The organism is Dyella sedimenti, from assembly GCF_022760995.1.
GTDB classification, from domain to species: Bacteria; Pseudomonadota; Gammaproteobacteria; order Xanthomonadales; family Rhodanobacteraceae; genus Dyella; species Dyella sedimenti.
In genome coordinates this window covers 470,521-494,973 of record NZ_JAKWJO010000002.1, presented here as the reverse complement: position 1 = coordinate 494,973, position 24,453 = coordinate 470,521, and the positions used below count along the sequence as shown (strand labels likewise).

The 24,453-nt window shown below is 66.7% G+C and carries 14 protein-coding genes; 7 read left to right on the top strand and 7 right to left on the bottom strand.

Going from position 1 to position 24,453, the window contains the following annotated elements:
- Positions 1 to 40: 40 nt before the first annotated feature.
- Positions 41 to 1,330, bottom strand: a complete 1,290-nt coding sequence (locus MJ605_RS07445) for an MFS transporter (protein ID WP_243040670.1) — start codon at positions 1,328 to 1,330, stop codon at positions 41 to 43.
- Positions 1,331 to 1,473: 143 nt separating this feature from the next.
- On the opposite strand from MJ605_RS07445, the gene MJ605_RS07440 reads away from it, so the two are divergent.
- The 3 genes from MJ605_RS07440 to MJ605_RS07430 all read left to right on the top strand — a co-directional run bounded on the left by MJ605_RS07440 (position 1,474) and on the right by MJ605_RS07430 (position 7,106).
- On the top strand, positions 1,474 to 3,198 hold the full coding sequence (locus MJ605_RS07440; protein WP_243040669.1) for a SulP family inorganic anion transporter: 1,725 nt from the start codon (positions 1,474 to 1,476) through the stop codon (positions 3,196 to 3,198).
- A gap of 819 nt (positions 3,199 to 4,017) precedes the next feature.
- Complete coding sequence (locus MJ605_RS07435) at positions 4,018 to 5,427, top strand: FUSC family protein (RefSeq protein WP_243040668.1); 1,410 nt, start codon at positions 4,018 to 4,020, stop codon at positions 5,425 to 5,427.
- A 128-nt stretch (positions 5,428 to 5,555) separates the two neighbouring features.
- Complete coding sequence (locus MJ605_RS07430; RefSeq protein WP_243040667.1) at positions 5,556 to 7,106, top strand: GH39 family glycosyl hydrolase; 1,551 nt, start codon at positions 5,556 to 5,558, stop codon at positions 7,104 to 7,106.
- A gap of 89 nt (positions 7,107 to 7,195) precedes the next feature.
- Here the strand turns inward: MJ605_RS07430 and MJ605_RS07425 are convergent, their stop codons facing one another.
- The gene (locus tag MJ605_RS07425) at positions 7,196 to 8,455 is read right to left on the bottom strand and encodes a ferredoxin reductase family protein (protein WP_243040666.1); all 1,260 of its coding nucleotides are present in this window, start codon (positions 8,453 to 8,455) and stop codon (positions 7,196 to 7,198) included.
- Positions 8,456 to 8,510: 55 nt separating this feature from the next.
- Here MJ605_RS07425 and MJ605_RS07420 point away from each other — a divergent pair, with 55 nt between their 5' ends.
- Positions 8,511 to 9,230 carry a cation efflux transmembrane domain-containing protein gene (locus MJ605_RS07420; protein ID WP_345779519.1) on the top strand — a complete coding sequence of 240 codons (720 nt, stop codon included), beginning with the start codon at positions 8,511 to 8,513 and terminating at the stop codon, positions 9,228 to 9,230.
- An 87-nt stretch (positions 9,231 to 9,317) separates the two neighbouring features.
- Here the strand turns inward: MJ605_RS07420 and MJ605_RS07415 are convergent, their stop codons facing one another.
- The 4 genes from MJ605_RS07415 to glnA form a co-directional block, all read right to left on the bottom strand.
- Entirely contained in the window at positions 9,318 to 12,488 is a 3,171-nt protein-coding gene (locus tag MJ605_RS07415; RefSeq protein ID WP_243040665.1) for an efflux RND transporter permease subunit, read from the bottom strand.
- Entirely contained in the window at positions 12,485 to 13,783 is a 1,299-nt protein-coding gene (locus MJ605_RS07410) for an efflux RND transporter periplasmic adaptor subunit (RefSeq protein WP_243040664.1), read from the bottom strand. Before MJ605_RS07410 ends, MJ605_RS07415 begins: the two co-directional genes overlap by 4 nt.
- Positions 13,780 to 15,072: a TolC family protein gene (locus MJ605_RS07405; protein WP_243040663.1), complete on the bottom strand. Its 1,293-nt coding sequence runs from the start codon at positions 15,070 to 15,072 to the stop codon at positions 13,780 to 13,782. Before MJ605_RS07405 ends, MJ605_RS07410 begins: the two co-directional genes overlap by 4 nt.
- 943 nt (positions 15,073 to 16,015) lie before the next feature.
- The gene (gene glnA, locus MJ605_RS07400) at positions 16,016 to 17,431 is read right to left on the bottom strand and encodes a type I glutamate--ammonia ligase (protein ID WP_243040662.1); all 1,416 of its coding nucleotides are present in this window, start codon (positions 17,429 to 17,431) and stop codon (positions 16,016 to 16,018) included.
- A 352-nt stretch (positions 17,432 to 17,783) separates the two neighbouring features.
- Here glnA and MJ605_RS07395 point away from each other — a divergent pair, with 352 nt between their 5' ends.
- Positions 17,784 to 18,578 carry an undecaprenyl-diphosphate phosphatase gene (locus MJ605_RS07395; protein WP_243040661.1) on the top strand — a complete coding sequence of 265 codons (795 nt, stop codon included), beginning with the start codon at positions 17,784 to 17,786 and terminating at the stop codon, positions 18,576 to 18,578.
- Between the two features lie 107 nt (positions 18,579 to 18,685).
- Here MJ605_RS07395 and MJ605_RS07390 read toward each other — a convergent pair whose 3' ends face one another.
- Positions 18,686 to 19,639, bottom strand: a complete 954-nt coding sequence (locus MJ605_RS07390) for a LysR family transcriptional regulator (RefSeq protein WP_243040660.1) — start codon at positions 19,637 to 19,639, stop codon at positions 18,686 to 18,688.
- 143 nt (positions 19,640 to 19,782) lie between these two features.
- Between MJ605_RS07390 and MJ605_RS07385 the strand changes: the two genes are divergently transcribed.
- A complete protein-coding gene (locus tag MJ605_RS07385; protein WP_243040659.1) occupies positions 19,783 to 20,979 on the top strand; it encodes an efflux RND transporter periplasmic adaptor subunit in 1,197 nt (398 codons plus the stop codon).
- 273 nt (positions 20,980 to 21,252) lie between these two features.
- A complete protein-coding gene (locus MJ605_RS07380) occupies positions 21,253 to 24,453 on the top strand; it encodes an efflux RND transporter permease subunit (protein WP_243040658.1) in 3,201 nt (1,066 codons plus the stop codon).

Below are 24,453 nucleotides of genomic sequence, written 5' to 3'. Positions count from 1 at the left end.
GCGGGAACGTGATGTTGACGGCCCGCGCCAAGTATTGCGGTCAATACGGCCGGCTCCATGCCGGGCGGGTTTCCGGCATGGCCAGCAGCACGGGCAGCACGGCCAGCGCGGTGAGGGCAATCATCGCGCCAGGCGCGGCGGGCCACTGCAGCCACTGGATGCACAGTTCGGCGAGGAACGGCGTCATGCCGCCGAAGATGGCGGTGGCGGCGGTGGCGCCCAGCGCCAGCCCGCTCAGGCGGCCCTCGCCGGGGAACTGCTCGGCGGTGGCCGGCGCGCCCACCGCGCTGACGCCGCCCGCCACGCAGGCCAGCGCCAGCGCGCCGAGGACCACCTGCGCATGCGAGCCGCGCGCCATGAAGGTGAACATGGTCAGCGGCAGCACGATGCACAGCACGGCCAACACCACCAGCACGGGCTTGCGCCCCACCCGGTCGGACAACAGGCCGACCAGCGGCGTGACCAGAATCACCGCCACGGCCGCCACCGTGGACAGCCCCAGCGATTCGCCCTCGCCCAGCGTGCCGGTGGAATGCAGGAAGGCAGGCACGTAGGTGATGCCCACGTAGTAGGTGATCGATCCCAGCGCCGAGATCGCGAAGGTGCGCAGCACCGCCGCACGATGGTGAACGAGTGTGTGACGTACCGGCGATGCCGGCACGGTGCCGTGCGCGCGCTGGCGCTCGAAGTCGGGCGATTCCTGCATGCTCGTCCGCGCGATCCAGATGCTGCCGGCCAGCGCCGCGCCGACGAAGAAGGGAATGCGCCAGCCCCAGGCGTCGAGACGGGCGTGGCTCAGCAGGCCGACCGTAAGTGCCGACACCGCCACCGCGAGCAGCGCGCCGACCTCGCTGGCGGCGGAAGCCAGGGAAGTCACCAGCCCGCGCCGGTGGTCGTGCGCGCCTTCGAGCAGGTAGGCCACCACGCCGGTGTATTCGCCGCCGACCGAGAACGCCATGGCGCAGCGAAGCAACAGCAAAAGGGCGCCGGCCGCCGGGCCGATCTGGTCGTAGTCGGGCAGCAGCGCGGTGACCAGCATGGCCAGGGTCACCAGCGCCATCGAAAGCAGCATCGTGTGGCGCCGCCCCAGCCGGTCGCCGATATGGCCGAACACCACCGCACCCAGCGGCCGCATGCAGTACGACACCGCGAAGCCCGCCAGGGTGGCCAGCAGCGAGACCTCACCGCCACCGAAGAACACCCGCGACAGCACCGTGGCGAAATACAGGTACAGGGTGAAGTCGTACCACTCCACGATGGTCGATATCGCCGCGATCGCCATCGAGGCGCGGCTGATCCGCGGCGGCTCCCGCTTCCCGGCATCCATCATCGGCGTGATCTCCCGAGAGAGCGTCGTGACCATCGAGGGTAAGAGGTGGTCCAGCAGGCAGCAACCGCAGCTTAACCTTCTTGCATCCTTTTCGGATGGCCAACCTGATACCGTCTCGAAAGCCACTTCGCTCAGGGGGGAAGATGGATCCGGTCGCCGTCCGCAGGTACCTGCAGCAGTTCGTGCCCAAATTCGTCACCGTGCTGCGCGAAGGCTACGGCTGGCGGGATCTGCGCGGCGATGCTATCGCCGGCCTGACGGTCGCGATCGTGGCGCTGCCGCTGGCCATGGCGCTGGCGATAGCCAGTGGCACCACGCCGGAGAAGGGTCTCTACACCGCGATCGTCGCGGGCTTCCTGATCTCGGCCCTGGGCGGCTCGCGGGTGCAGATCGGCGGGCCGACAGCGGCGTTCATCCCGGTGGTGTTCAACGTCATCGAGAAGTTCGGCTTCGGCGGATTGATCCTGTGCACGCTGCTGGCGGGCCTGATGCTGATCGGCGCCGGCCTGCTGCGGCTGGGCACCCTGATGAAGTACATGCCGCAGCCGGTGGTGACGGGCTTTACCGCCGGCATCGCGGTCAGCATCTTCTCCAGCCAGGTCAAGGATGCGCTGGGCCTGGCCATGCCCAGCGTGCCCAGCGATTTCGTGGAGCGCTGGGTCGCCTATGCGCGTCACCTGGCGACCGCGCAGCCGGCGACCGTGCTGCTGACGCTGACCGGCCTGGCCATCGTCGCGGTGGTGCGTCGCTGGCGGCCGGGCTGGCCGAGCTTCCTGATCGCCCTGCTGGGCTGCACCGCGCTGAGCGTAGTGTTCGCGCTGCCGGCCGAGACCATCGGCAGCCGCTTCGGCGGGCTGCCTTCCAGCCTGCCGGCCTTCGACTTCCCCCACATCCCGTTCGAGCGCACCCGCGAACTGCTGCCAAGCTCCTTCACCATCGCCTTCCTTGCCGGCGTGGAATCGCTGCTGTCGGCGGTGGTGGCCGACGGCATGACCGGCGGCAGGCATCGCTCCAACGGCGAACTGGTGGCGCAGGGCTTGGCCAATATCGGTGCCGCATTGTTCGGCGGCCTGCCCGCCACCGGCGCCATCGCGCGCACGGCGACCAATATCCGCGCCGGCGGCCGCACGCCGGTGGCCGGCATGGTCCACGCGGCCTGCCTGCTGGTATTCATGCTGGTGCTGGCGCCGTTGATGAAGTTCGTGCCGCTGGCCGCGCTGGCGGCGGTGCTGCTGGTGGTAGCCTGGAACATGAGCGAGATCGAGCACTTCCGCCACACGCTGTCCGGCCCCAAGGGCGACGGCCTGGTGCTGCTGCTGACCTTCGGCCTGACCGTGTTCCTCGACCTCACCGTGGCCATCGAGGTCGGCCTGGTGGTGTCCGCCTTCGTCTTCATGTTCCGCATGGCCGAGGCGGTGGAGATCAGCGCCGGCGTCAAGCTGATGGACGAGAACGGCGACGACCGCGCACTGGCCGAGGACGCCACCCAGCGCGCCCAGCTGCCGCCCGGCGTGGAGGTGTTCCAAATCACCGGCCCGCTGTTCTTCGGCGCCGCCAACCGGCTGGACGACCTGCTCGACCAGTTCCGGCGGCCCACCAAGGTATTCATCCTGCGCATGCGGCTGGTGCCCATCATCGACGCCAGCGGCGTACATGCGCTCAAGACCCTGCTGGAACGCTGCCGCCGCCACGACATCGTGCTGGTCGTGTCGGGCCTGCAGGCGCAGCCGTTGCGGGTGATCCGGCAGATGGCGTTGCAGCCGCGCGAGGGCGAGCTGTACTTCGTGCCCAACTACGCGGCCGCGTTGGCCTTGTCGCAGCAATTGGTAGGTGCCGGGCCGGCGACGGTGCCCGCCACGCTGCCCTAGCAACGTTTTCGCATGACCAGGCTCCCTCCAAGTAGGACAGGCCTGCTTTTGGCTCCTCCCATGGATGAAACATTGGGCCGCCAGGCACCCTGTGGATCCCCCAGTTGGCGCTAATCGCCCCCCCTGTGGGAGCGCACTCTGTGCGCGACCTCCTTCCGCCTCGGTCTTTGACGCCATCCCGGCGCACCCCACAAGAGGGGGCAAGGGTCGGGATCCAGGGCCTCGGTATTTGGTTGTCGCCTTATCGCCAGGATGCCGCCTACGACCAAAGGAAGTCCCCGTGGGACGCGGCGGGCGTTTCGACGTCCTGCCGGCGACGCGAAGCTAGTCCCCGTGGGGCCGCCGAGTCACGTTTCTCTTGCTGGCCCAAGAGAAAAGTAAAAGAGAATGGCCTCACAGGCTCTGAGCGATGAGTTGGATACAAGCTCTGAAGCTTGCCGCAAGCCCGATCAGTGACGTGCTACCTCGAACGGCGCCGCTACCCCGCAACGCGCCGTGGCGGTGAGGAAGCGCAGCACGGCGCGGCATACAAGCCCTGAAGGCCTTCGCCAGCCAAATCAGTGCCTCCTTCCGCTACACCCAGCGGCTATCCCGCGGGGCGGCGATGCACTGAGGACTTAAAGCTTGTTCGACATCGCGATCGGCATCGGTGCATTTATCCTGTCGAAGAGCCGTATTGCTTTCCCTCCATCCTGTGGATCTCGGCTGAGACTCGGCACTAATCGGGCTGCGTGCAGGGGTGCTTCGTAGCCACACGAGACCTTGAACAGGCTCTTGCCACCAACCGCTACCATGGCGCGCCACCCTTCGGTCTTGCCCATGCTTCCTGCGCCCGACACCCGGATCGACACCACCCGCCCCGGCACGCCGGCATGGCGCTCATCGTTGGTCGAGGCCACGGCAACCCTGCTGGCCGCCATCGCCACCCTGCTGTGCGCGCTGGCCATCGCGCCAGGTCCCGGGCCGGCGGTGCTGGCCGTGGTGCTCAGCATCTCGCTGTCGCGCAGCCAGCTGGACCGCGACCTGCGTGGACGGCTGGAGGCGGCGCTGATGCTGCCGCTGGTCGGCCTGGTGGCGCTGGCGGTCGGGCTGCTGCTGCACCGCGTACCGTGGCTGGGTGCCCTCGTGTTCGTCGCGGGCATGAGTTTCCCGATCTGGTTGCGCCGCTTCGGGCCGATGGCGCGCCGCGCCGGCAGCCTGGTCGCGCTGCCGTTCGTGACCCTGCTGACCGTGCCGCACGTCCAGGCAGCGCCGGGCGGCCGGCTGCCCGTCGTGCTGGTGCCGGTGGTGGTGGCGCTGCTGGCCCTGTTGTGGGTGACGCTGTGCCATCTGCTGGTGCGGCGCCTGCACGGGCGCAGGCCGCCGGAAAGCGCCGACCCAGTGCTGGCCGCGCCCGTCGTCCAGGGCGACCCGCGCCTGCCGGCCAGCACGCGCATGGCGATCCAGATGGCGGTGGCGCTGGCGGCGGCCTTCGCGGTGGGCTTCCTGTGCTTTGGCGAGCGCTGGGCCTGGATCGTGCTCACCGCCTTCATCGTCAACAGCGGCAACCGCGGGCGCCTGGACGTGGCCTACAAGAGCGGCCTGCGCGTGCTGGGCGCGGCTGCCGGCACGGTGCTGGCGATGGCCTTCAGCATGCATGCCGCGCCCGGTCACGCCACCACCGCCGTGCTGATCCTGGCCGCGCTGTTCCTCGGCATCTGGCTGCGGCCGCTCGGCTATGCGTGGTGGGCGCTGTTCGTCACGGTGGCGCTGGCCCTGCTGCAGGGCTTCGGCGGCGGCTCGCCGGCGGCCATGCTGTGGCAGCGGCTCGGGGAGATCGCCATCGGCGCCGTGATCGGCCTCGCCTCGGCCTGGTTCGTGTGGCCGGTGCGTTCCACCGACGTGCTGCGCCGGCGGCTGGCCGATGCCTTGGCCGCGTTGTCCGAGGCGCTCGACCCCACCACACCGGCGCGCGGCGCGCAGCGCTTCGAGGCCGCGCTGGAGCAGCTCGAAACGGTGGCGCCGCCGTTCCGGGCGCTGCGCCGGCTGACGCGGCGCCAGCACGCGATGCAGCCGGCGGACTGGGTGGATGCCCTGGCGGCCTGCCGCGAACCGGCGGTGGCGCTGATTTCAGAGGGCGCCACGCCGGGCGAGGCGCGGCGGGCCGTGGGCGCCGCGCGCAAGGCGCTGCGCGAACCGGAGGCCTTGCTGCCCGCCCTGCGGCACCTGCGGGAGACCTTGCGTGGCTGAGCGGCCATGCCACGGCCCCTCCCCATATTGATCCGGTGGGCTGGTCTGTAAGAGACTCCACCATCTGTAAACGTTTACATGCGCCCGTTTCCGATCGGGCCGGCCACCACCCTGCCGAAGGAACCTCCATGTCCGTCTCGTCCCCGCTCCGCCGCCTGGCCACCAGCGTCGCCCTCAGCCTGGCCCTGATCGGCGCCGCCCATGCCGCGACCGGCGGCAGCGCCATCGAACTGCGCGTCGACGCCACCGCCAAGGGCACGCCGCTGCCGCATTTCTGGGAACAGATGTTCGGCTCGGGCCGCGCCGTGCTGGCACTGCGCGACGATTACCGCAAGGACCTGGCCGCGGTGAAGGACGCCACCGGCTTCACCTACATCCGCTTCCACGGCATCTTCGACCGCGACATGGGCGTGGCCTACCGCGATGCGCAGGGCAAGCTGCAGTTCAACTTCAGCTACGTGGACCAGGTCTACGACGGCCTGCTCGAGCGGGGCGTCAAGCCGTTCGTGGAGCTGGGCTTCATGCCGCCGGAGATGAGCAGCGATCCGGCCAGCCACCACGACTTCTGGTACCACCCCAACGTGATGCCGCCGAAGGACTGGGCCGAGTGGGACGCGCTGGTGCGCGCCTTCCTGCAGCACGAGATCGAGCGCTACGGCATCGAGGAAGTGTCGAGCTGGTACTTCGAGGTGTGGAACGAGCCCAACCTGGCGTTCTGGGGCGGCAAGCCGGAGCAGCCCACCTACTACGAGCTGTACGACCGCACCGCGCGCGTGGTGAAGTCGGTGGACACGCGCCTGCGCGTGGGCGGCCCGGCCACGGCCCAGGCGGCCTGGCTGCCGGATTTCCTCAAGCACGTGAAGCAGAGCGGCGCGCCGATCGATTTCGCCAGCACGCACGTCTACGGCGACGACACCGCGCAGAACGTGTTCAAGACCGAGGAGAAGATCCCGCGCCGCGACATGGTCTGCCGCGCGGTGGACAAGTCGCACAAGGAAATCGTTGCCTCGCCGTTCCCGAAGCTGCCGCTGATCTACAGCGAGTACAACGCCTCCTACGCCAACCTGCCCAATGTCACCGACACGGTCTACATGGGCCCGTGGATGGCCAACACCATCCGCGAATGCGCGGGCAAGGTGGACATCATGAGCTACTGGTCGTTCTCCGACGTGTTCGACGAACAGGGCGTGGTAAGGAACCCGTTCTACGGCGGCTTCGGCCTGATCGCCGCCGACCGCATCGAGAAGCCCGCCTTCAACGCCTTCACCCTGCTGCACAAGCTGGGCGACGTGCAGCTGCCACTGGCCACCGACAGCGCTCTGGCCACCCGCCGCGCCGACGGCACGGTGGTGCTGGCACTGTGGAACTACACGCCGCCGCTGGGCGACACCGCCGACTACGCGCCCGGCGTGCCGACGGGCGCGAACAAGCACTTCGACGTGGACGTGAAGCACCTGGGCGCCGCCACCCAGGCCACCGTATGGCGCCTGGACCAGGACCACGGCAACGCCGTCGCCGCGTTCGACCGCATGGGCCGGCCGAACTGGCCCAGCCGTGGGCAGATCCAGCAGCTGCGCGAGGCCGGCAAGCTCGCCGCGCCCGTCCAGGCCACGCTGCAGAACGGCCGCCTGAGCCTCGACGTGCCACCGCAGGGATTGGTGGTGGTCGAGCTGCATTGAGGCCCGTGGGAGCGCACCCTGTGCGCGACGGTTTCGCCGCTGCGTAGGCTTGTCGCGCACAGGGTGCGCTCCCACAGGCGAGGGAACGCTCAGCGGAAGTTGAAATGCTCATGGCGCAGGTTGGCCATGGGCACGCCTTCGTGGCGCATCCGCGCGCGCACTTCGTCCAGCAAGCCTACGGGACCGCAGAAGGCGACGTCCACGGCTTGCGGGTCGATCTCTCGCACGATGGCCGCGAAACGCTGCCGGAACGCGGGACTGTCCGGGCCGTCCGGCACCGGCACCAGTTCCGCGCCGCGCGCGATGGCCAGGTCTTCCAGCGCCTGTACATCGGGGAATGCCCGGCCCGGCGTGTGGAAATAGAACAGCGTGACTTGCTCGCAGGAACCAGCCTCCTCGTCCCTGAGCCAGGCGATAAAGGGCGAGATGCCCACGCCGCCGCCGATCCATACCTCGCGTCGCGCCTTCCGGTTGCGCGTGAAGCGCCCATGCGGCGCATGGATATCGGCCAGCATGCCCACGCGGATCGTCTTCACCAACTGGCTGGTGTAGTCGCCCAGCGCGCGTATCACGAAGTCCACATGGCCGTCCGGATGCGTGCCGCTGGCCAGGGTGAACGGATGCGGTTCGCGCAGGCCATGCGCCTTCAGGCGCAGGAAGCCGAACTGCCCCGGCTGGAACGCCAGGCGCTTGCCGACGGGTGCCAGTTCCAGATGGATGGCCGCCTTGCCCGGCGTCGTCGCGACCACGCGGTACTCCGCCTGTCCGGCCAGGTGGCGGTACAGCAGCAGCTTGTAGAGCGCTCCCGCCGTGCCGGCGGTGGCCGTCAGCGCCAGCCACAGGCCCGCGGGGCTGGCCAGCGCGATAGGCGACTCGATGCTCAGCCAGTGCAGCACCACCACCAGGAACAGCGGACCCGACAGCTTGTGCCACCAGCGCCATACCCGATACGGGATAGTGCGGTTGAGCGCCAGCATCACGATGAGCATCAGCCCGACGTAGCAGAAGTGCCGCACGAAGCGCGTCATTTCATCCGGCACGACGAGGATCGCGGCGGTGCTCCAGTTGTCCCGGTCCGCGTGATACACCAGATGGAACGAGGCCAGCGCCAGCGCCCAGATGCCCAGCCACTTGTGCGCGAGATAGACGCGGTCGAGCCCGCCGAACAGCGTCTCGACCATGCGCAGCCGCGCACTCAGCAACGCGGCGATGCCCATCAGGGCCAGTGCGGCCGTGCCCAGCGCCAGGCTGATGCCCTGCGGCGTGAACCAGTCCTCCCGCGGCAGCCCCGGCGCCACCGCCAGCGCGCTGACCACGATGGAGAACACCACGACATGCCAGCTCCTCATCACTTGCCTTGCCTTCGTTTCCCAATGCCGGTCATCGAAGGTAGCGAGCGTGGGCATGAGCTCTCTGACTTGGATCAAGGCCTCTCTTCAATACCGTACGCGGTCGAGTCGCTCCAGTTGCGCCGGTCGGCTGCATCGAAGGAAATCATGCATGAGCGATTGTGGTTGTCACGCGGAGGCGACGAATGAAGCGGAGCGCCGCACCCTGCGCATCGCACTGGCCTTGAACGCCGCCATGTTCGTGGTCGGGGCCATCGCCGGCGTGATCGCCGATTCGATGGGCCTGGTTGCCGACGCGCTGGACATGCTGGCCGATGCCAGCGCCGATGCCAGCGCCCTGATGGCTTGGCATCGCAGCGCCGGGTTCAAGGCGCAGGCCGCAGGTCTGAGTGGCACCTTGCTGCTGGTCCTGGGTGCGGTCGCCCTGGACGTCGTCGTCTGGCGAGCCGTGGCGGGCAGCGAACCGGAAGGTCCCTGGATGATGGCCATCGCGTTCGTTTCCCTGCTGGTCAACGCGACCATGCTGCGCCTGCTGCAGCGCTTCCGTCAGGGCGAAGTCCATCTGCGTGCCACCTGGCTGTTCACCCGGGTGGATGTCATCGCCAATTTGGCCGTGATCGCGGCGGGTGTGCTCGTATTGCTGACGCATCACGCCGCTCCCGACCTGGTGATCGGGACGGCCATCGCGCTCTACGTGATCAAGGAAGCCCTGAGCATTCTCCGAGAGGCCAAGGAGGCGCGCCTCGCCGCCTTGACCACGGCCCCGCGGCGCTAGGAACGCCGGAGCCGTCGTGATCGGCGTGCGCCATCGCACACCTCACCAGTCGTCGGCTGGCACCGACCGGAGTGACGATCCGCCGTTTCAACGGGAGGCATCTCCTGGAGCGTGGGATGATGAGGTGGTCCGGCGCTTGCGACGTCGCATCATCAGCAAGAAGGCCGCGGGAATCACCAGCATCGATAACAAGGGGGCGGTCAGCATGCCGCCCACCATGGGGGCCGCGATGCGCTGCATGACTTCGGAGCCCGCCCCGTGGCCCCACAGAATCGGGACTAGGCCGGCGAGGATGACCGCGACAGTCATCGCCTTGGGCCGCACCCGCTGCACGGCACCTTCGCGAATCGCATCCTCCAGCTCGGGAAGGCCTGCCTGGGGATTGAGCGCGAGGTGATGCTCCCAGGCGTGGCGCAAGTACAGCAGCATCACCACGCCGAACTCAGCAGCGACGCCGGCCAGTGCGATAAAGCCGATCATCGTCGCCACGGAGACCGCGTGTCCCAGCAGCCAGATCAGCCACAGTCCGCCGACCAGTGCCAGCGGCACGCTGGCCATAATCATGGCCGCTTCACTGGCACGGCGAAACACGGCGTAAATGAGCGCGAAGATAATGACCAGCGCGATCGGTACCACGAGCTTGAGGCGCTTCATGGCACTGGCCAGATACTCGAACTGCCCCGACCAGGCCACCGTTATGCCCGGAGGCAACTTTACCTGTTGAGCCACCGCGCGCTGCAGATCGTCCACGACCGCGCCGAGGTCGCGGCCGGCGGTATCGACGTAGACGTACGTGGCTAACTGCCCGTTCTCGCTCTTCAGCATCGGCGGCCCCACGTCGAGGGTGATGTCTGCGACCTGCGCAAGCGTCAGCTGCGCCCCGCCGGCCGCAACGATGGGCAACTGTCGCAGGGCCGCGACCGAATCACGCTCGATGCGTGGATAGCGCACCACGATGGGATAGCGCTCTCGTCCCTGCACGGTTTGACCGATCGGATCGCCGCCCACCAGGGTCGCGATCAGCGCCTGCACTTGCTGCTGGCTCAGGCCATAGCGGGCCGCATCATCGGGACGAACATGCACATCGACGTAACGACCGCCCTGAGCCCGCTCGGCAATGGCTGAGCGCACGCCGGGCACTTTCTTAGCTACGGATTCGATCTGATCGGCCACCATCTGTAGCGTGGAGGGATCGGACCCGAGCACCTTGATGCCGATCGGGCTCTTGATGCCGGTCGCCAGCATGTCAATGCGGTTGCGGATCGGCGGCACGAACAGGTTCGTCAATCCGGGGACGTGCACGGCCTTGTCCAGTTCGACCTTGAGCTTGTCCATCGTCATGCCCGCCCGCCATTGATCCTTCGGCTTGAAGGTGATGGTGGTCTCGAACATCTCCAGCGGCGCCGGGTCGGTGGCGGTCTCCGCGCGCCCGGCCTTGCCGAATACGTGCTCGACCTCGGGCACGGTCTTGATCATGCGATCGGTGAGCTGCACCAGTTGTGCCGCCTTGCCGGTCGACAGACTCGGTAGCGCTGTCGGCATGTACAGCAGAGTGCCTTCGTCCATGGGCGGCATGAACTCGCTGCCCAGCTGGCTGAAAGGAATGGCCGCGCTAAGAAACAGAACGCCGGCAAGTACCAGGGTGGCTTTCGGGTAACGCAGCACTGCTTCCAGAATGGGACGATACAGTGCAATCAGTCCTCGATTGAGCGGGTTGTCGCGCTCCGCCCGAATCCGCCCTCGTACCAGGTAGCCCATCAACACCGGCACGAGGGTGACGGCCAAACCCGCCGCTGCGGCCATCGCGTAGGTCTTGGTGAAGGCAAGCGGCTTGAATAACTTGCCCTCCTGGCCCTCCAGTGCGAAGACCGGGACAAACGACAGGGCAATGATCAACAGGCTTACGAACAGCGCCGGGCCCACCTCGGCAGCCGACTCCGCGACCAACGTCCAGCGCGCCGCACCCTGGGGTTCCCGTCCATCGTGCGCATCGCGCCAATGCTCCAGACGCTTGTGGGTGTTTTCGATCATCACCACCGCCGCATCGACCATCGCGCCGATGGCAATGGCGATACCACCGAGTGACATCAGGTTGGCCGACACACCCTGTACATGCATCACGATGAAGGCAGCCAGCACCCCGAGCGGCAGTGTGATCACGGCCACCAGCGCCGAGCGCAAGTGACCGAGGAATAGCGCGCAGACCAGCGCGACGACGATGAACTCTTCTAACAGCTTGCCCCACAGGTTCTCCACGGCCGTATCGATCAGTTGCGAGCGGTCGTAGGTCGGCACGATCTCCACGCCAGGCGGCAGGCTGTGCTTGAGTTCGGCCAGTTTGGCCTTGACGGCGGCAATCGCGGCCTTGGCGTTCTTGCCTGTACGCAATACGACGACACCGCCGGCGACTTCGCCTTGGCCATCCAGCTCGGTGATGCCACGCCGGAAACTGGGGCCCCGCCGCACCGAGGCGATGTCGCGCAGCAGTACCGGTATACCGCCGGTGTTGGCCGTGATCGGTACGTGCTCGAAGTCCTCGCGACTGCGCAGGTAGCCTTCGCTGCGCACCATAAGTTCGGCTTCGCCTTGCTCGATCACCGAGCCGCCATTGGCACCGTTGGTCGCCCGGATCGCCTCGACCAGCTGTGCCACCGTGAGATTGCGCGCGGCCAGCTGCTGCGGATCCGGTACGACTTGCCAGGCGCGCTCCATGCCGCCCAGATCAGCGACTTCGGCCACATCCGGCACGGTCTTGAGCTGGTAGCGCAGGAACCAATCCTGCAAGGCACGTAGCTGACCTAGATCGTGCTGCCCCGTGCGATCGACCAAGGCGTACTCGTAGATCCAGCCCAAACCGGTGGCATCCGGGCCCAACGAAGGGCTCACGCCGGCTGGCAGGCGATCGCGGACCTGGCTCAGGTACTCCAGCACCCGCGAACGTGCCCAGTAGAGATCCGTGCTGTCATCAAACAGCACATAGACGTACGAGTCGCCAAAGAACGAGTAGGCACGGACTGTCTTGGCCCCGGGCACCGACAGCATGGTGGTGGCCAATGGATAGGTCACCTGATCTTCGACCACCTGGGGCGACTGGCCCGGCCAATTGGTGCGGATAATCACCTGGGTGTCGGACAGATCTGGCAGTGCATCGATCGGCGTGCGCGTCGCCGCGAACACGCCGGCCAGTGCCAATGCCAGGGCGGCCAACAGAACGAAGACGCGGTGCGCGATCGCGGCACGGATGAGGGTGGCGATCATGGCCGATCTCCCGGCATCGGCATGCCTGACATCGGCGCACTGGCCGCGGGTGCGGGAAGCGCCGGAGGGTCGCTCAAGCGATCCAGCGCCCCTGACAGGCTGGCCTCCGAGTCGATCAGGAACTGTCCGGACACCACTACTTTCTCGCCGCCCGCGAGGCCATCGAGAACTTCGGTATAGCCGCCGGCTGCGCGGCCGGTGTGGACGGCGACAGCACGAAAGCGACCGCCTTCTTCGGCGACGATCACGCGCGCATGCGTGCCGGTCGCGATCAGTGCATCGTCGGGCATGACCGGCACCGCCTTGCCCGGCGTCGGTTCGAGCTGCACGGTGGCGAACATGCCGGGACTTAAACTTCCCTCCGGGTTGGCGAGCACGATGCGCGCGCGCTGGGTACGTGTCGTCATGTCGATATCCGGGAGTAGCACTTCCACGTGGCCGTGGAACGTCTGCCCTGGCAGCGCATCGACGCGGACGGTCACCGGTGTATTCGCATGTACTGAGCCGGCTACGGCCTGCGGCAAGGCCGCTTCGACCCACACCGTCGACGATCCGTTGATCGTCATCAGCGTTTGCCCGGCATTGACGCGCTGACCCTCACGCACATCCAGGGTGCTGATGACGCCCGTTTGCGGCGCGTGCAAGGTGATCTGACCACCGCCGCCTATCGCACGACCGTCGGTGGGCGATAAACCGAGGATAAGCAGGCGTTGTTGCGCCGCGTCGCGTAGGGCCTTGGCTTCGGCCGACTGGACGTGTTGGAGCGCCTGGGCTTCGGCTACGGCACTGCTCCACTGCGGCGCGAGCACGTCGGCTATCGGGGCGCCCGCCGTGATGTTCGTGTACGGCGCGCGTACATACAGCCTGGTCACCACTGCATCGACGCGGGCGCTCACGACGACGGCTTGGCGCAGATCCCAGCCGATCGTTCCGGGCACCTGGATAGTTGCTGCCAACACCCGACGCTCGACCGGGGCGGTACGTACACCCAGGTTCTGGATCGTCGCCGCATCGATGCGTACGGCGCTGGCGTCGGTGCCGGCATCGGCATACTTGGGGATCATCTGCATGCCCATCGACGATAGGCCGGGCTGGTCATGATGTTCGGTCGGAATCATCGGGTCGTACCAGTACAACGGCTTGGCACCGGCGTCCGGCGCTGACGACCCGGTGATGGCTGAGCGGTCACCCGGCACGGCGGTCGAGCCGCTCCCATGGCGACCAGCCCAATAGGCGACGAACGCCGTGGCCAGCAACACGGCCACCATAGAAAGGATCCAGCGTGCGCGCTTCATGGGGCGTCCCCTTCGGGCAGCAGATAGGTCAACACTGCCCACGCTCGACCGTAATCCGTCAGCATGCGGGCGTAGTCGGCATGGTGAGCGATTTCGTCGCGGCGAGCTTGCAGTAAAGGCTGAATGTCGCCGCCACCGCGGTAGGCCGCCAAGGCCAGCGCCGCGCGATCGTTGGCCTGCGGCAAGAGTTGGTCGAGATACCGGCGCGCTTGCCGCCCCAGCGCGTCCCATTGCGCCCAGGCCGCTTCCACGGCTTCTGCTTGTTGCCGCCGTGCATCCTCGTACTCGGCATGGACCGCCTCAAGATCCGCGGCTCGTGCGCTGATGCCGCGATCCTGGCGATTGCGCGTGAACAGGGGCAGGCTCACGCCAACCTGCAAGGACACCATGTCGGACAACCCCCGGGCACGGGAGCCATAGCTCAGCCCGACGCTCCACTCGGGATGCTTTTCAGCCTTGGCCTCGGCCAGGGCCGCTTCGGCGACGTGTTCGCGTGCTGGCCAGTCCAGGAGACTGCCTTGCTCGTCTAACTTGGACAGGAGAGTGGTCTTGTCGTGGGCGAGCACGGCAAAGTCCGGCGCATCGGCAAGCGGCTCGGTGACGGAACCACCCAGCCATCGACCCAAGGTTGCCCGGGCCTGCGCTTCACGCGAGGCGGCATCGTCGATGCGATTCTCCAGGTCCAGCGCCTCCATGCGCGTCGCCAGCACGTCTGCCGCCGAGCCGGTACCGCCCCGCAATCGTGCTTCGGCTACCACCACATCGACCGACCATTCGCTGCGCATGGCTTGCAGCATCTGCGCTTCATGATGTGCGCCCCAGGCAGTGATCCAGGCAGCCGCTACTTGTTGCTCGATGGCGAGCTGGGTCATGGTGATGGTTGTTGCGGCTTGCTCGACATGGGCGCCGGCGAGATCGCGCTGCGCCAGTCGTTTGGCGCGTGAGGGAAGCGCCTGAGTGATCCCGACGGTGCGCATCGTCATGCTGTCCCCCCCAGCCGTGAACGCCCCCGGTCCTTGAGTGGCCAGATTCTCGATGCCGACGCTCAGTTGGGGATCCGACAAGGCGCCGGCACGGTCGGCTTCTTCACGGGCGGCATGCTGAGAAGCCATGCGCGCGTCCAGCAGGGGCGCTTGCGCCAGAGCCTTCCGGGTTGCGGCCTCCAACGTTAACGCTGTGGCGGGCTCGCCTGCCCAGGCGGGCGACATGGCGAGAAACAGGGCGGCGCACAAGGGGCACACCCAGCGGCGCGCTGGGAAAGCGCGCGTCCAGATTTGATGCAAGAACATGACTAGCTCCGATCACAAAACCATATGGGCCATGCACACCGGCACGGCCGCCGAGGGCTTAGCGATCGAGGGCTAAATCAGGAGAGAGCAGAACCGCAACGTGGGCGGTGGCTCCGCGCGACGCACCGTCGGATCCGGCAGTGTCGCCTGTTCCGGCGCCTCGGCGATCGTCCCCAGCAGCGTTGGAGAGGCCGGTGCTAGGACGAGTGGCGGAACTGCAGGTAGACGAGCATCGGTTGTCGTCGTGGCATGGTCAGCGCAATGTTCGGCACAGCGTGGATCCGAACGTTGATGCTCAGATGCTTGATGCCCTGAGGACATATCTATACCCGCGCAATCGCCCGTCATGAGCGTGGCGGCGGGTGATGCGGACAGCGTGCACACATACGCGGCCATCGCCAACTGCTGGAATAGCAGGCAAAACATCACCATCCCTATCCAAAGGGCTCGGCGACGTCGGCTAAGGCGGTAGTGCATACGCATTACGGAGTGATCTTAACGCACCTGGACGTAGGTCCTGTCAAGCGGGGACAGGAGTTCATGGTTCGTTCGCTCGTACCGCCCCCGAGATTACAGGGCACGTGCAATGCCCATGGATTGTTCTCCTTTGAGCCGGCCTCATCGACGCGCTTTCCTTCCAGTGCACCCGCTCGATCTGACCAAATCATTGGCCGAGATGGTCAGTAAGCTTGCCTGAGATGGGCATAACTTATGGCCGAACCTGGTCAGGTTATTGGCTATTTGCAGAAAGTGGCATACCGCCTGGCTGGCGCGGTCGGCGCTCGCCGGCCGGCTACGCCGGCAAAAGCATTTTCGGCATGCGATTACATGAGGCGCCTATATGCGCCCACAGCCATGCGCTGTGCGAATCGCGAACCAGCGCCACGAAAAACAACGGGCGCCGAAGCGCCCGTCGTCCCTCCCACCCACAGCGGCGACGCGATCAGATCGCGTAGTACATCTGGAATTCCAGCGGATGCGTGCTGGCGCGGTAACGGGTCACTTCCTGCATCTTCAACTCGATGTAGGCGTCGATGAAGTCGTCGGTGAACACGCCGCCGGCCTTGAGGAAGTCGCGGTCCTTGTCCAGCGAATCCAGCGCCTGGTCGAGGCTGGAGCACACCTGCGGGATCTTCTTCTCCTCTTCCGGCGGCAGGTCGTACAGGTCCTTGTCGGCGGGCGCGCCCGGGTCGATCTTGTTCAGGATGCCGTCCAGGCCGGCCATCATCAGCGCGGTGAACACCAGGTAGCCGGAGTTCATCGGGTCGGGGAAGCGCACCTCGATGCGGCGGCCCTTCGGGCTCGACACGTACGGGATGCGGCAGCTGGCCGAACGGTTGCGGGCCGAGTAAGCCAGCATCACCGGCGCCTCGAAGCCCGGCACCAGGCGCTTGTAGCTGTTGGTGGTGGAGTTGGCGAATGCGTTGATCGCCTTGGCGTGCTTGAAGATGCCGCCGATGTACCACAGCGCGGTCTGCGACAGGCCGCCGTACAGGTCGCCGGCGAACAGGTTGTTGCCTTCCTTGGACAGCGACTGGTGCACGTGCATGCCGCTGCCGTTGTCGCCAACGATCGGCTTGGGCATGAAGGTGACGGTCTTGCCATTCTGGTGGGCCACGTTCTTGATGACGTACTTCATGGTCATCAGCTCGTCGGCCTTCTTCACCAGCGTGTTGAAGCGCGTGCCGATCTCGCACTGGCCAGCGTTGGCCACCTCGTGGTGGTGCACTTCCACCACCTGGCCCAGCGACTCGAGCACCTTGCACATGTCCGCGCGCAGGTCGCCCAGCGAATCGACCGGGCTGACCGGGAAGTAGCCGCCCTTCACGCCCGGACGGTGGCCGGTGTTGTTGTCCTCGTACTTGTAGCGCGAGCTCCACGCCGCTTCCTCGGAGCCGATCTCGTAGAACACGCGGCCCATGTCGTTCTGCCAGCGCACCGAGTCGAAGATGAAGAACTCCGGCTCCGGGCCGAAGAAGGCCGCGTCGGCGATGCCGGTGGACTTCAGGTAGGCCTCGCCGCGCTTGGCGATGGAACGCGGATCGCGGCCATAGGCCTGCATGGTGGACGGCTCGAGCACGTCGCAATGCAGCACCAGCTGGGTGTGGGCGCTGAACGGATCGAGGTAGGCCGTCTCCGGGTCCGGCAGCAGGATCATGTCGGACTCGTTGATGCCCTTCCAGCCGGAGATCGACGAACCGTCGAACATCTTGCCGTCCTCGAAGGTGCCCTCGTCGATGGTGTGGGCCGGGAACGTGACGTGATGGTGCTTGCCGAGCATGTCGGCGAAGCGGAAGTCGACGAACTCGACCTCGTGTTCCTGGATCAGATCGAGCACTTTCTGGACGGCGGACGACATGGACAACCTCGATGGGTTAAAGGTGAGAAAACGACATGCGGCAGAGCAAGGCCCATGCCAAGCCGACGGTTCTTTCTATATCAATGAGTTAATCGCTGCCCATGCAGCGTGGCGCAGCCATGTTGCACTACGATGAAACGCTCATATGCGCCATTTTGGTGCAGAATGAATCTCTCTCCAGCGGCTTTTCCCCCGTGCACTGGCCGAAACGATGGACTCCCGCTTCCGCGGGCACGGCAAGGGGAAGGCCCCCATGACGCGCACCTGCCCCAAAAACGCCACTCCCGTCCCTTAAGCTATGCCGCTTTGCACCGGCATGGAACCCAGTGCCGGCCAACTTCCTGGAGTTTCCGTGAGCGACCTGATCCACGTCATCCTGCTCGGCATCATCGAGGGCATCACCGAATTCCTGCCCATCTCCAGCACGGGCCACCTGCTGATCGCCGAGAAGTTCGGGCTGGGCGCGCGCTCGGACCTGTTCAACGTGGGCATCCAGGCCGGCGCCATCCTGGCGGTGACCCTGATCTACTGGAACCGCATCTGGCGGCTGCTCACGCAATGGCGCGACCCGGCCAGCCGCGACTACCTGGCCAAGCTGGCGATCTCCTTCCTGATCACCGCCGTGCTCGGCTTCATCGCGGTGAAGCTCGGCTTCAAGCTGCCCGAGGCGGTGACGCCGGTGGCCTGGGCGCTGGTGGTCGGCGGCATCTGGATGATCGCGGCCGAACGCCTGGCCGAGCGCCAGCCGGACCGCGCCGAGGTGAGCTGGCGGGTGGCGATCCTGGTAGGCATCGCGCAGATGGTGGCGGGCCTCTTCCCCGGCACCTCGCGTTCGGCCGCCACCATCTTCACCGCCATGCTCGCGGGCACCAGCAACCGCGCGGCGGCCACGGAGTTCGCCTTCCTGGTGGGCATTCCCACCATGTACGCGGCGACCGGCTACGAGTTGCTGAAGGTGTTCAAGGAAGGCGGCGTGCACGAGGACTGGACCGCCTTCGGCGTCGGCTTCGCGGTGTCGGCCATCGTGGCCTTCGCGGCAGTGAAGTGGCTGCTGGGCTATATCCGCAGCCATCGCTTCACCCCATTCGCGATCTACCGCATCGCGCTAGGCATCGCCCTGCTGCTGTTCATCCCGGCCGGGGCGTAACACGCCCTGTTGTTGTAGGCGCACCCTGTGCGCGACCGCGACATCGCGGCTCGCCTTGCTGACTGGCTGTCGCGCACAGGGTGCGCTCCCACAGATGGGGACGCCACTCAGGCGCGGATACGCTCCGGCTCCGCCACCACCGCCAGCGGCTTCTTGTGCTTGCCCGGCTCGTTGGTTTGCTCGAACACCACGCGCACCCATTCGATGAAGGCCTGCACGCGGGCGGACAGGTGCTTCTTCTGCGGATAGACGATCCACACCGGCTTGCCGGTGGAGATGGTGTCGGTCATCACCAGTTCGAGCTTGCCCATGTCCAGCATGCAGGCCGCCAGCATGTGCGGCGCCTGGGTGATGCCCAGGCCGGCCACCACCGCCTGGATCACCGACTCGGCGTCGTTGATCAGCATGTGCGGCTCCACGTCGAGCGTGACCTGGCCACTGGGCGTCTCGAACTGCCACTGGCGCGGGCGCCCGTTGGGGAACACGTAGTTGATGCAGCGGTGCTGCTTGAGGTCCTCGATGCTCTGCGGTGTGCCGTACTGGCGCAGGTACTCGGGCGAGGCGCACACCACGTTGCGCAGGTAGCCGATCTTGCGGGCGATCAGGCTCGAATCCTCCAGTTCACCCACGCGGATGGCGCAGTCGATGCCTTCCTCGTTGAGGTCATAGGGGTAGTCGCACATCCATAGTTCGAGCTTGATGTCCGGGTAGCGGCGCTCGAACTCGGCCAGCCGGGGAATCAGCACGGTACGCCCCACCGCCAGCGACACACCGATGCGCAGCTTGCCGGTGGGTTTGCGGTTGGCATAACCCAGGGCCTCGGTGGCCTCGGCCAGGTCGGCAAGGATCTCCTTGCAACGCGCATGGAACGAGGCTCCATCGTCGGTCAAACGCAAGGATCGGGTGGAACGGTACAGCAGCCGGGCGCCCAGCTGTTCCTCCAGCCGCGACACGGCGCGGCTGACCCCGGAGGGAGTCATGCCCAATTGGGCGGCGGCGGCGGCGAAGCTCTTGGCCTCGACCACGCGGACAAACGCGGAGATTGCGGCGAAGTCTTCCATAGATTCAATTCTGACCCCATTCGTGACTGGCAGTCACTATTGCGTTGCACAAAAAGGTATTTATTGAACTTGATAGTACACCTAATCTCTCGCCCCTGCCTGCCGGCCCCCTGCACCGGTGGAACCATTATTGGGAGCGCGACATGAAAAAACGATGGACCCTCGCCATTTTCGCCCTGGCCGTGGTGGGCGGCAGCTGGGCCCTGCTGGGCCATGGCGGCGACACCCACGCGCAGGCCGCCCCGCCGCCCGCGCCCGCCGTCACCGTGGCCCAGGTGCTGGTGCGCCCGGTGGATGACGCCGACGAGTTCACCGGCCGCCTGCAGGCCGTGGATACCATCCAGCTGCGGCCGCGGGTGAGCGGCTACGTGGATTCGGTGCATTTCAAGGAAGGCGCCATCGTGCGCAAGGGCGACCTGCTGTTCCGCATCGATCCGCGCCCGTACCAGGCCGAGGTGGACCGTCTGGCCGCCAATCTCAGCCAGGCCAAGGCCGAGGAAGCGCTGGCTCAGTCCAACGCCGAGCGTGCGCAACGCCTGCTCGACCAGCACGCCATCGCGAAGGAAGAAGCCGACCGCCAGGCGACCGCGGCGCAGAGCGCCAAGGCCCAGGTGGCCTCGACCACCGCCGCGCTGGACGCGGCCCGCCTCAACCTCGGCTTCACCGAAGTGCGCGCGCCGATCGACGGCCGCGTCAGCAACGCCCTGGTGACGCCGGGCAACCTGGTCACCAGCAACGATGTGCTGACCAGCGTGGTGAGCGTCGACCCGATCTACGCCTACTTCGACGTGGACGAGCACAGCTACCTGAAGTTCGACCGCCAGCGCCGCGAGCACGGCGGCTCGCCGCAGATCACGATGGCGCTGGCCGACGAGAAGGGCTTCCCCCACAGCGGCCGGGTGGACTTCGTGGACAACCAGCTGCGCGCCGGCAGCGGCACCATCCGCCTGCGCGCCGTGTTCGACAACGCCGACGCGCGCTACACGCCCGGCCTGTATGTGCGCATCCAGCTGCGCAGCGACAGCCGACAGCCGCGCGCGCTGGTGGACGACCGCGCCATCGCCACCGACCTCGGCAACAAGTTCGTCTACGTGGTGGACAAGGACCGCAAGGTGGCTTACCGCCGCGTGGTCACCGGCCCGCTGCTGGACGGCCTGCGCGTGGTCAACGAGGGCCTGGACGCCAAGGACGTGGTGATCGTCAGCGGCCTCCAGCACGTGCGCCCCGGCGTGGAAGTGAACCCGACCAAGGTGGCGATGGAATCGCGCAGCCTGGATCCGGGCAGACAGGTGGCGATGGCGGGTGGCGGTTCGGGCAAGAACGCGGCACAGAAACCATAAGTTTTGCTCGTCGTCCCGGCGCACCCCCAAAGGGGGGGGCAAGGGCCGGGACCCAGTGGCGTCAGTGGCGATATATGCGGCACCTTCGCGCCGTGCCGCTGCTGGATCCCGGCCTTCGCGGGATGACGGCTTAGGAAAGCATCGATTGGAAATGGAAGCCTTCTCTGTTTTTGAGAGGGCCAGGGTCGCCTTGTCCCCGCATTACCGCGAACAAGGCAACCAAAGTCCCCGCCCCGCGCGGGAATGGTGCCTAGAGCAACCAGGACGAACGTAATGAAAATCGCCCAATTCTTCGTGGACAGGCCGATCCTGGCCGGCGTCCTCTCCGTACTGATCCTGATCGCGGGCGGCATCGCGCTGTTCAAGCTGCCGATCAGCGAATACCCCGAGGTGGTGCCGCCGACCGTGGTGGTGCGCGCCAGCTATCCCGGCGCCAACCCCAAGGTGATCGCCGAAACCGTCGCCACGCCGCTGGAGGAACAGATCAACGGCGTGGAAGGCATGCTCTACACCAGCTCGCAGTCCACCAGCGACGGCGCGATGACGCTCACCGTCACCTTCGCGCTGGGCACGGACCTGGACAACGCGCAGGTGCAGGTGCAGAACCGCGTGTCGCAGGCGCTGCCGCGTCTGCCCGAGGAAGTGCAGCGCCTGGGCGTGACCACCGAGAAGAGTTCGCCCGACCTGACCATGGTGGTGCACCTGATCTCGCCGGACCAGCGCTACGACATGCTGTACCTGTCGAACTATGCGCGCCTGCATATCAAGGATCAGCTCGCCCGCCTCGACGGCGTGGGCGACGTGCAGATCTTCGGCGCCGGCGAGTACAGCATGCGCGTCTGGCTCAACCCGGATCGCCTGGCGACGCGCCAGCTCACCACGGGCGACGTGGTGCATGCGATCCAGGAGCAGAACATCACCGTCGCCGCCGGTGCGCTCAACGCGCCGCCGGGGCCGACCAATGCCGCCTTCCAGCTCAACATCAACACGCAGGGCCGGCTGATCACCGAGGAGGACTTCCTCAACATCATCGTGCGCAAGGACGCCGACGGTTCCTTCGTGCACCTGCGCGACGTGGCCCGCGTGGAGCTGGGCTCCAACAACTACGCGCTGCGCAGCCTGCTAAACAACCAGCCGGCGGTGGCGCTGCCGATCTTCCAGCGCCCCGGTTCCAACGCGATCCAGATCTCCGACGAGGTACGCCACCTGATGGCGGACCTGAAGAAGGACTTCCCGCAAGGCGTGGACTACCAGATCGTGTATGACCCGACCGTGTTCGTGCGCGGCTCGATCGAGGCGGTGGTGCACACACTGTTCGAGGCGATCGCGCTGGTGGTGCTGGTGGTGATCCTGTTCCTGCAGACCTGGCGCGCCTCGATCATCCCGCTGGTCGCCGTGCCGGTGTCGCTGATCGGCACCTTCGCGGTGATGCTGATGGCGGGCTTCTCGCTCAACGCGCTGTCGCTGTTCGGCCTGGTGCTGGCCATCGGCATCGTGGTGGACGACGCCATCGTGGTGGTGGAGAACGTCGAGCGCCATATCGAACACGGCCTGTCGCCGAAGGAGGCCACGCGCAAGGCGATGAACGAGGTGACCGGGCCGATCGTGGCCACGGCGCTGGTGCTGTGCGCGGTATTCATCCCGGCGGCCTTCATCAGCGGCCTGACCGGCCAGTTCTACCGCCAGTTCGCGCTCACCATCGCCATCTCCACGGTGATCTCGGCGTTCAACTCGCTCACGCTGAGCCCGGCGCTGTCCGCCCTGCTGCTGCAGGACCGCGGCACGCCGAAGGACAAGCTGAGTCTCGCCATCGACCGCGCGTTCGGCTGGCTGTTCCGCCCGTTCAACCGCCTGTTCGTCACCAGCGCGGACCGCTACGTGGGCGGCGTCAAGCGCGTCCTGCGCTCGGGCACCATTGCGCTGGTCATCTATGGCGGCCTGGTGGTGCTTGGCCTGTTCGGCTTCGCTCACGTGCCCACCGGCTTCGTGCCGGCGCAGGACAAGCAGTACCTGGTGTCCTTCGCCCAGCTGCCGGATGCCGCCTCGCTGGACCGCTCGGAGGACGTCATCCGCCGCATGAGCGACATCGCCCTCAAGCAGCCGGGCGTGGAGAGCGCGGTGGCATTCCCGGGCCTGTCGATCAACGGCTTCACCAACAGCACCAACTCCGGCATCGTGTTCGTGACGCTCAAGCCGTTCGAGGAACGCCGTGACGCCTCGCTGTCGGCCGGTGCGATCACCGCCGCCCTGCAGCAGAAGTACGCGGCGATCCAGGACGCCTACATCGCGATCTTCCCGCCGCCGCCGGTCAATGGCCTGGGTACCATCGGCGGCTTCCGCCTGCAGGTGGAGGATCGTTCGGACGCAGGCTTCGAGGAGCTGTACAAGCAGACCCAGAACCTGATCCAGGCCAGCACCAAGGTGCCGACGCTGGCGGGCCTGTTCTCCAGCTACCAGGTGAGTGTGCCGCAGATCGACGCGGACGTGGACCGCGAGAAGGCCAAGGCCGAGGGCGTGGACCTGGCCGACGTGTACCAGGCCATGCAGGCCTACCTGGGCTCGCTCTACGTGAACGACTTCAACCGCTTCGGCCGCACCTACCAGGTGAACGTGTCCGCCGAGCCGGGCTTCCGCCACGAACCACAGGACATCCTGCAGCTCAAGACACGCAGCGCGACGGGCGAAATGATCCCGCTGGGCTCGTTCCTCACCGTGCAGCAGACCGTGGGCCCGGACCGCGTGCAGCACTACAACGGCTATCCCACCGCCGAGATCAACGGCGGCCCTGCGCCGGGCTTCAGCAGCGGCCAGGCGCAGGCGGCGATCGAGAAGCTGGCCGCGGACAACCTGCCCAACGGCATGACCTTCGAGTGGACCGAGCTGACCTACCAGCAGATCCTCGCCGGCAATACCGCGGTGCTGGTGTTCCCCTTGTGCGTGCTGCTGGTGTTCCTGGTGCTGGCCTCGCTGTACGAGAGCCTGCTGCTGCCGCTGGCGGTGATCCTGATCGTGCCGATGGTGCTGCTGTCCGCCATCTCGGGCGTGTGGATGTCTGGCGGCGACAACAACATCTTCACCCAGATCGGCCTGATCGTGCTGGTGGGCCTGGCCTGCAAGAACGCCATCCTGATCGTGGAGTTCGCCCGCGAGGCACAGATCATCGAGGGCATGGACCGCGTGCAGGCCGTGCTGGAAGCCGCCCGCCTGCGACTGCGCCCGATCCTGATGACCTCGTTCGCCTTCATCATGGGCGTGGTGCCGCTGGTCACCTCGCACGGCGCCGGTGCCGAGATGCGCCACGCAATGGGCGTGGCGGTGTTCGCCGGCATGCTGGGCGTCACCTTCTTCGGCCTGATCTTCACGCCGCTGTTCTACGTGCTGGTGCGCGGCTGGGGCGAACGCTCCAGCGAACGCCGCCGCGCCCGCAAGGCCGCCCGCCTGGCGCAGGCCGGCAACCTCCTCGAGGAGCATTGA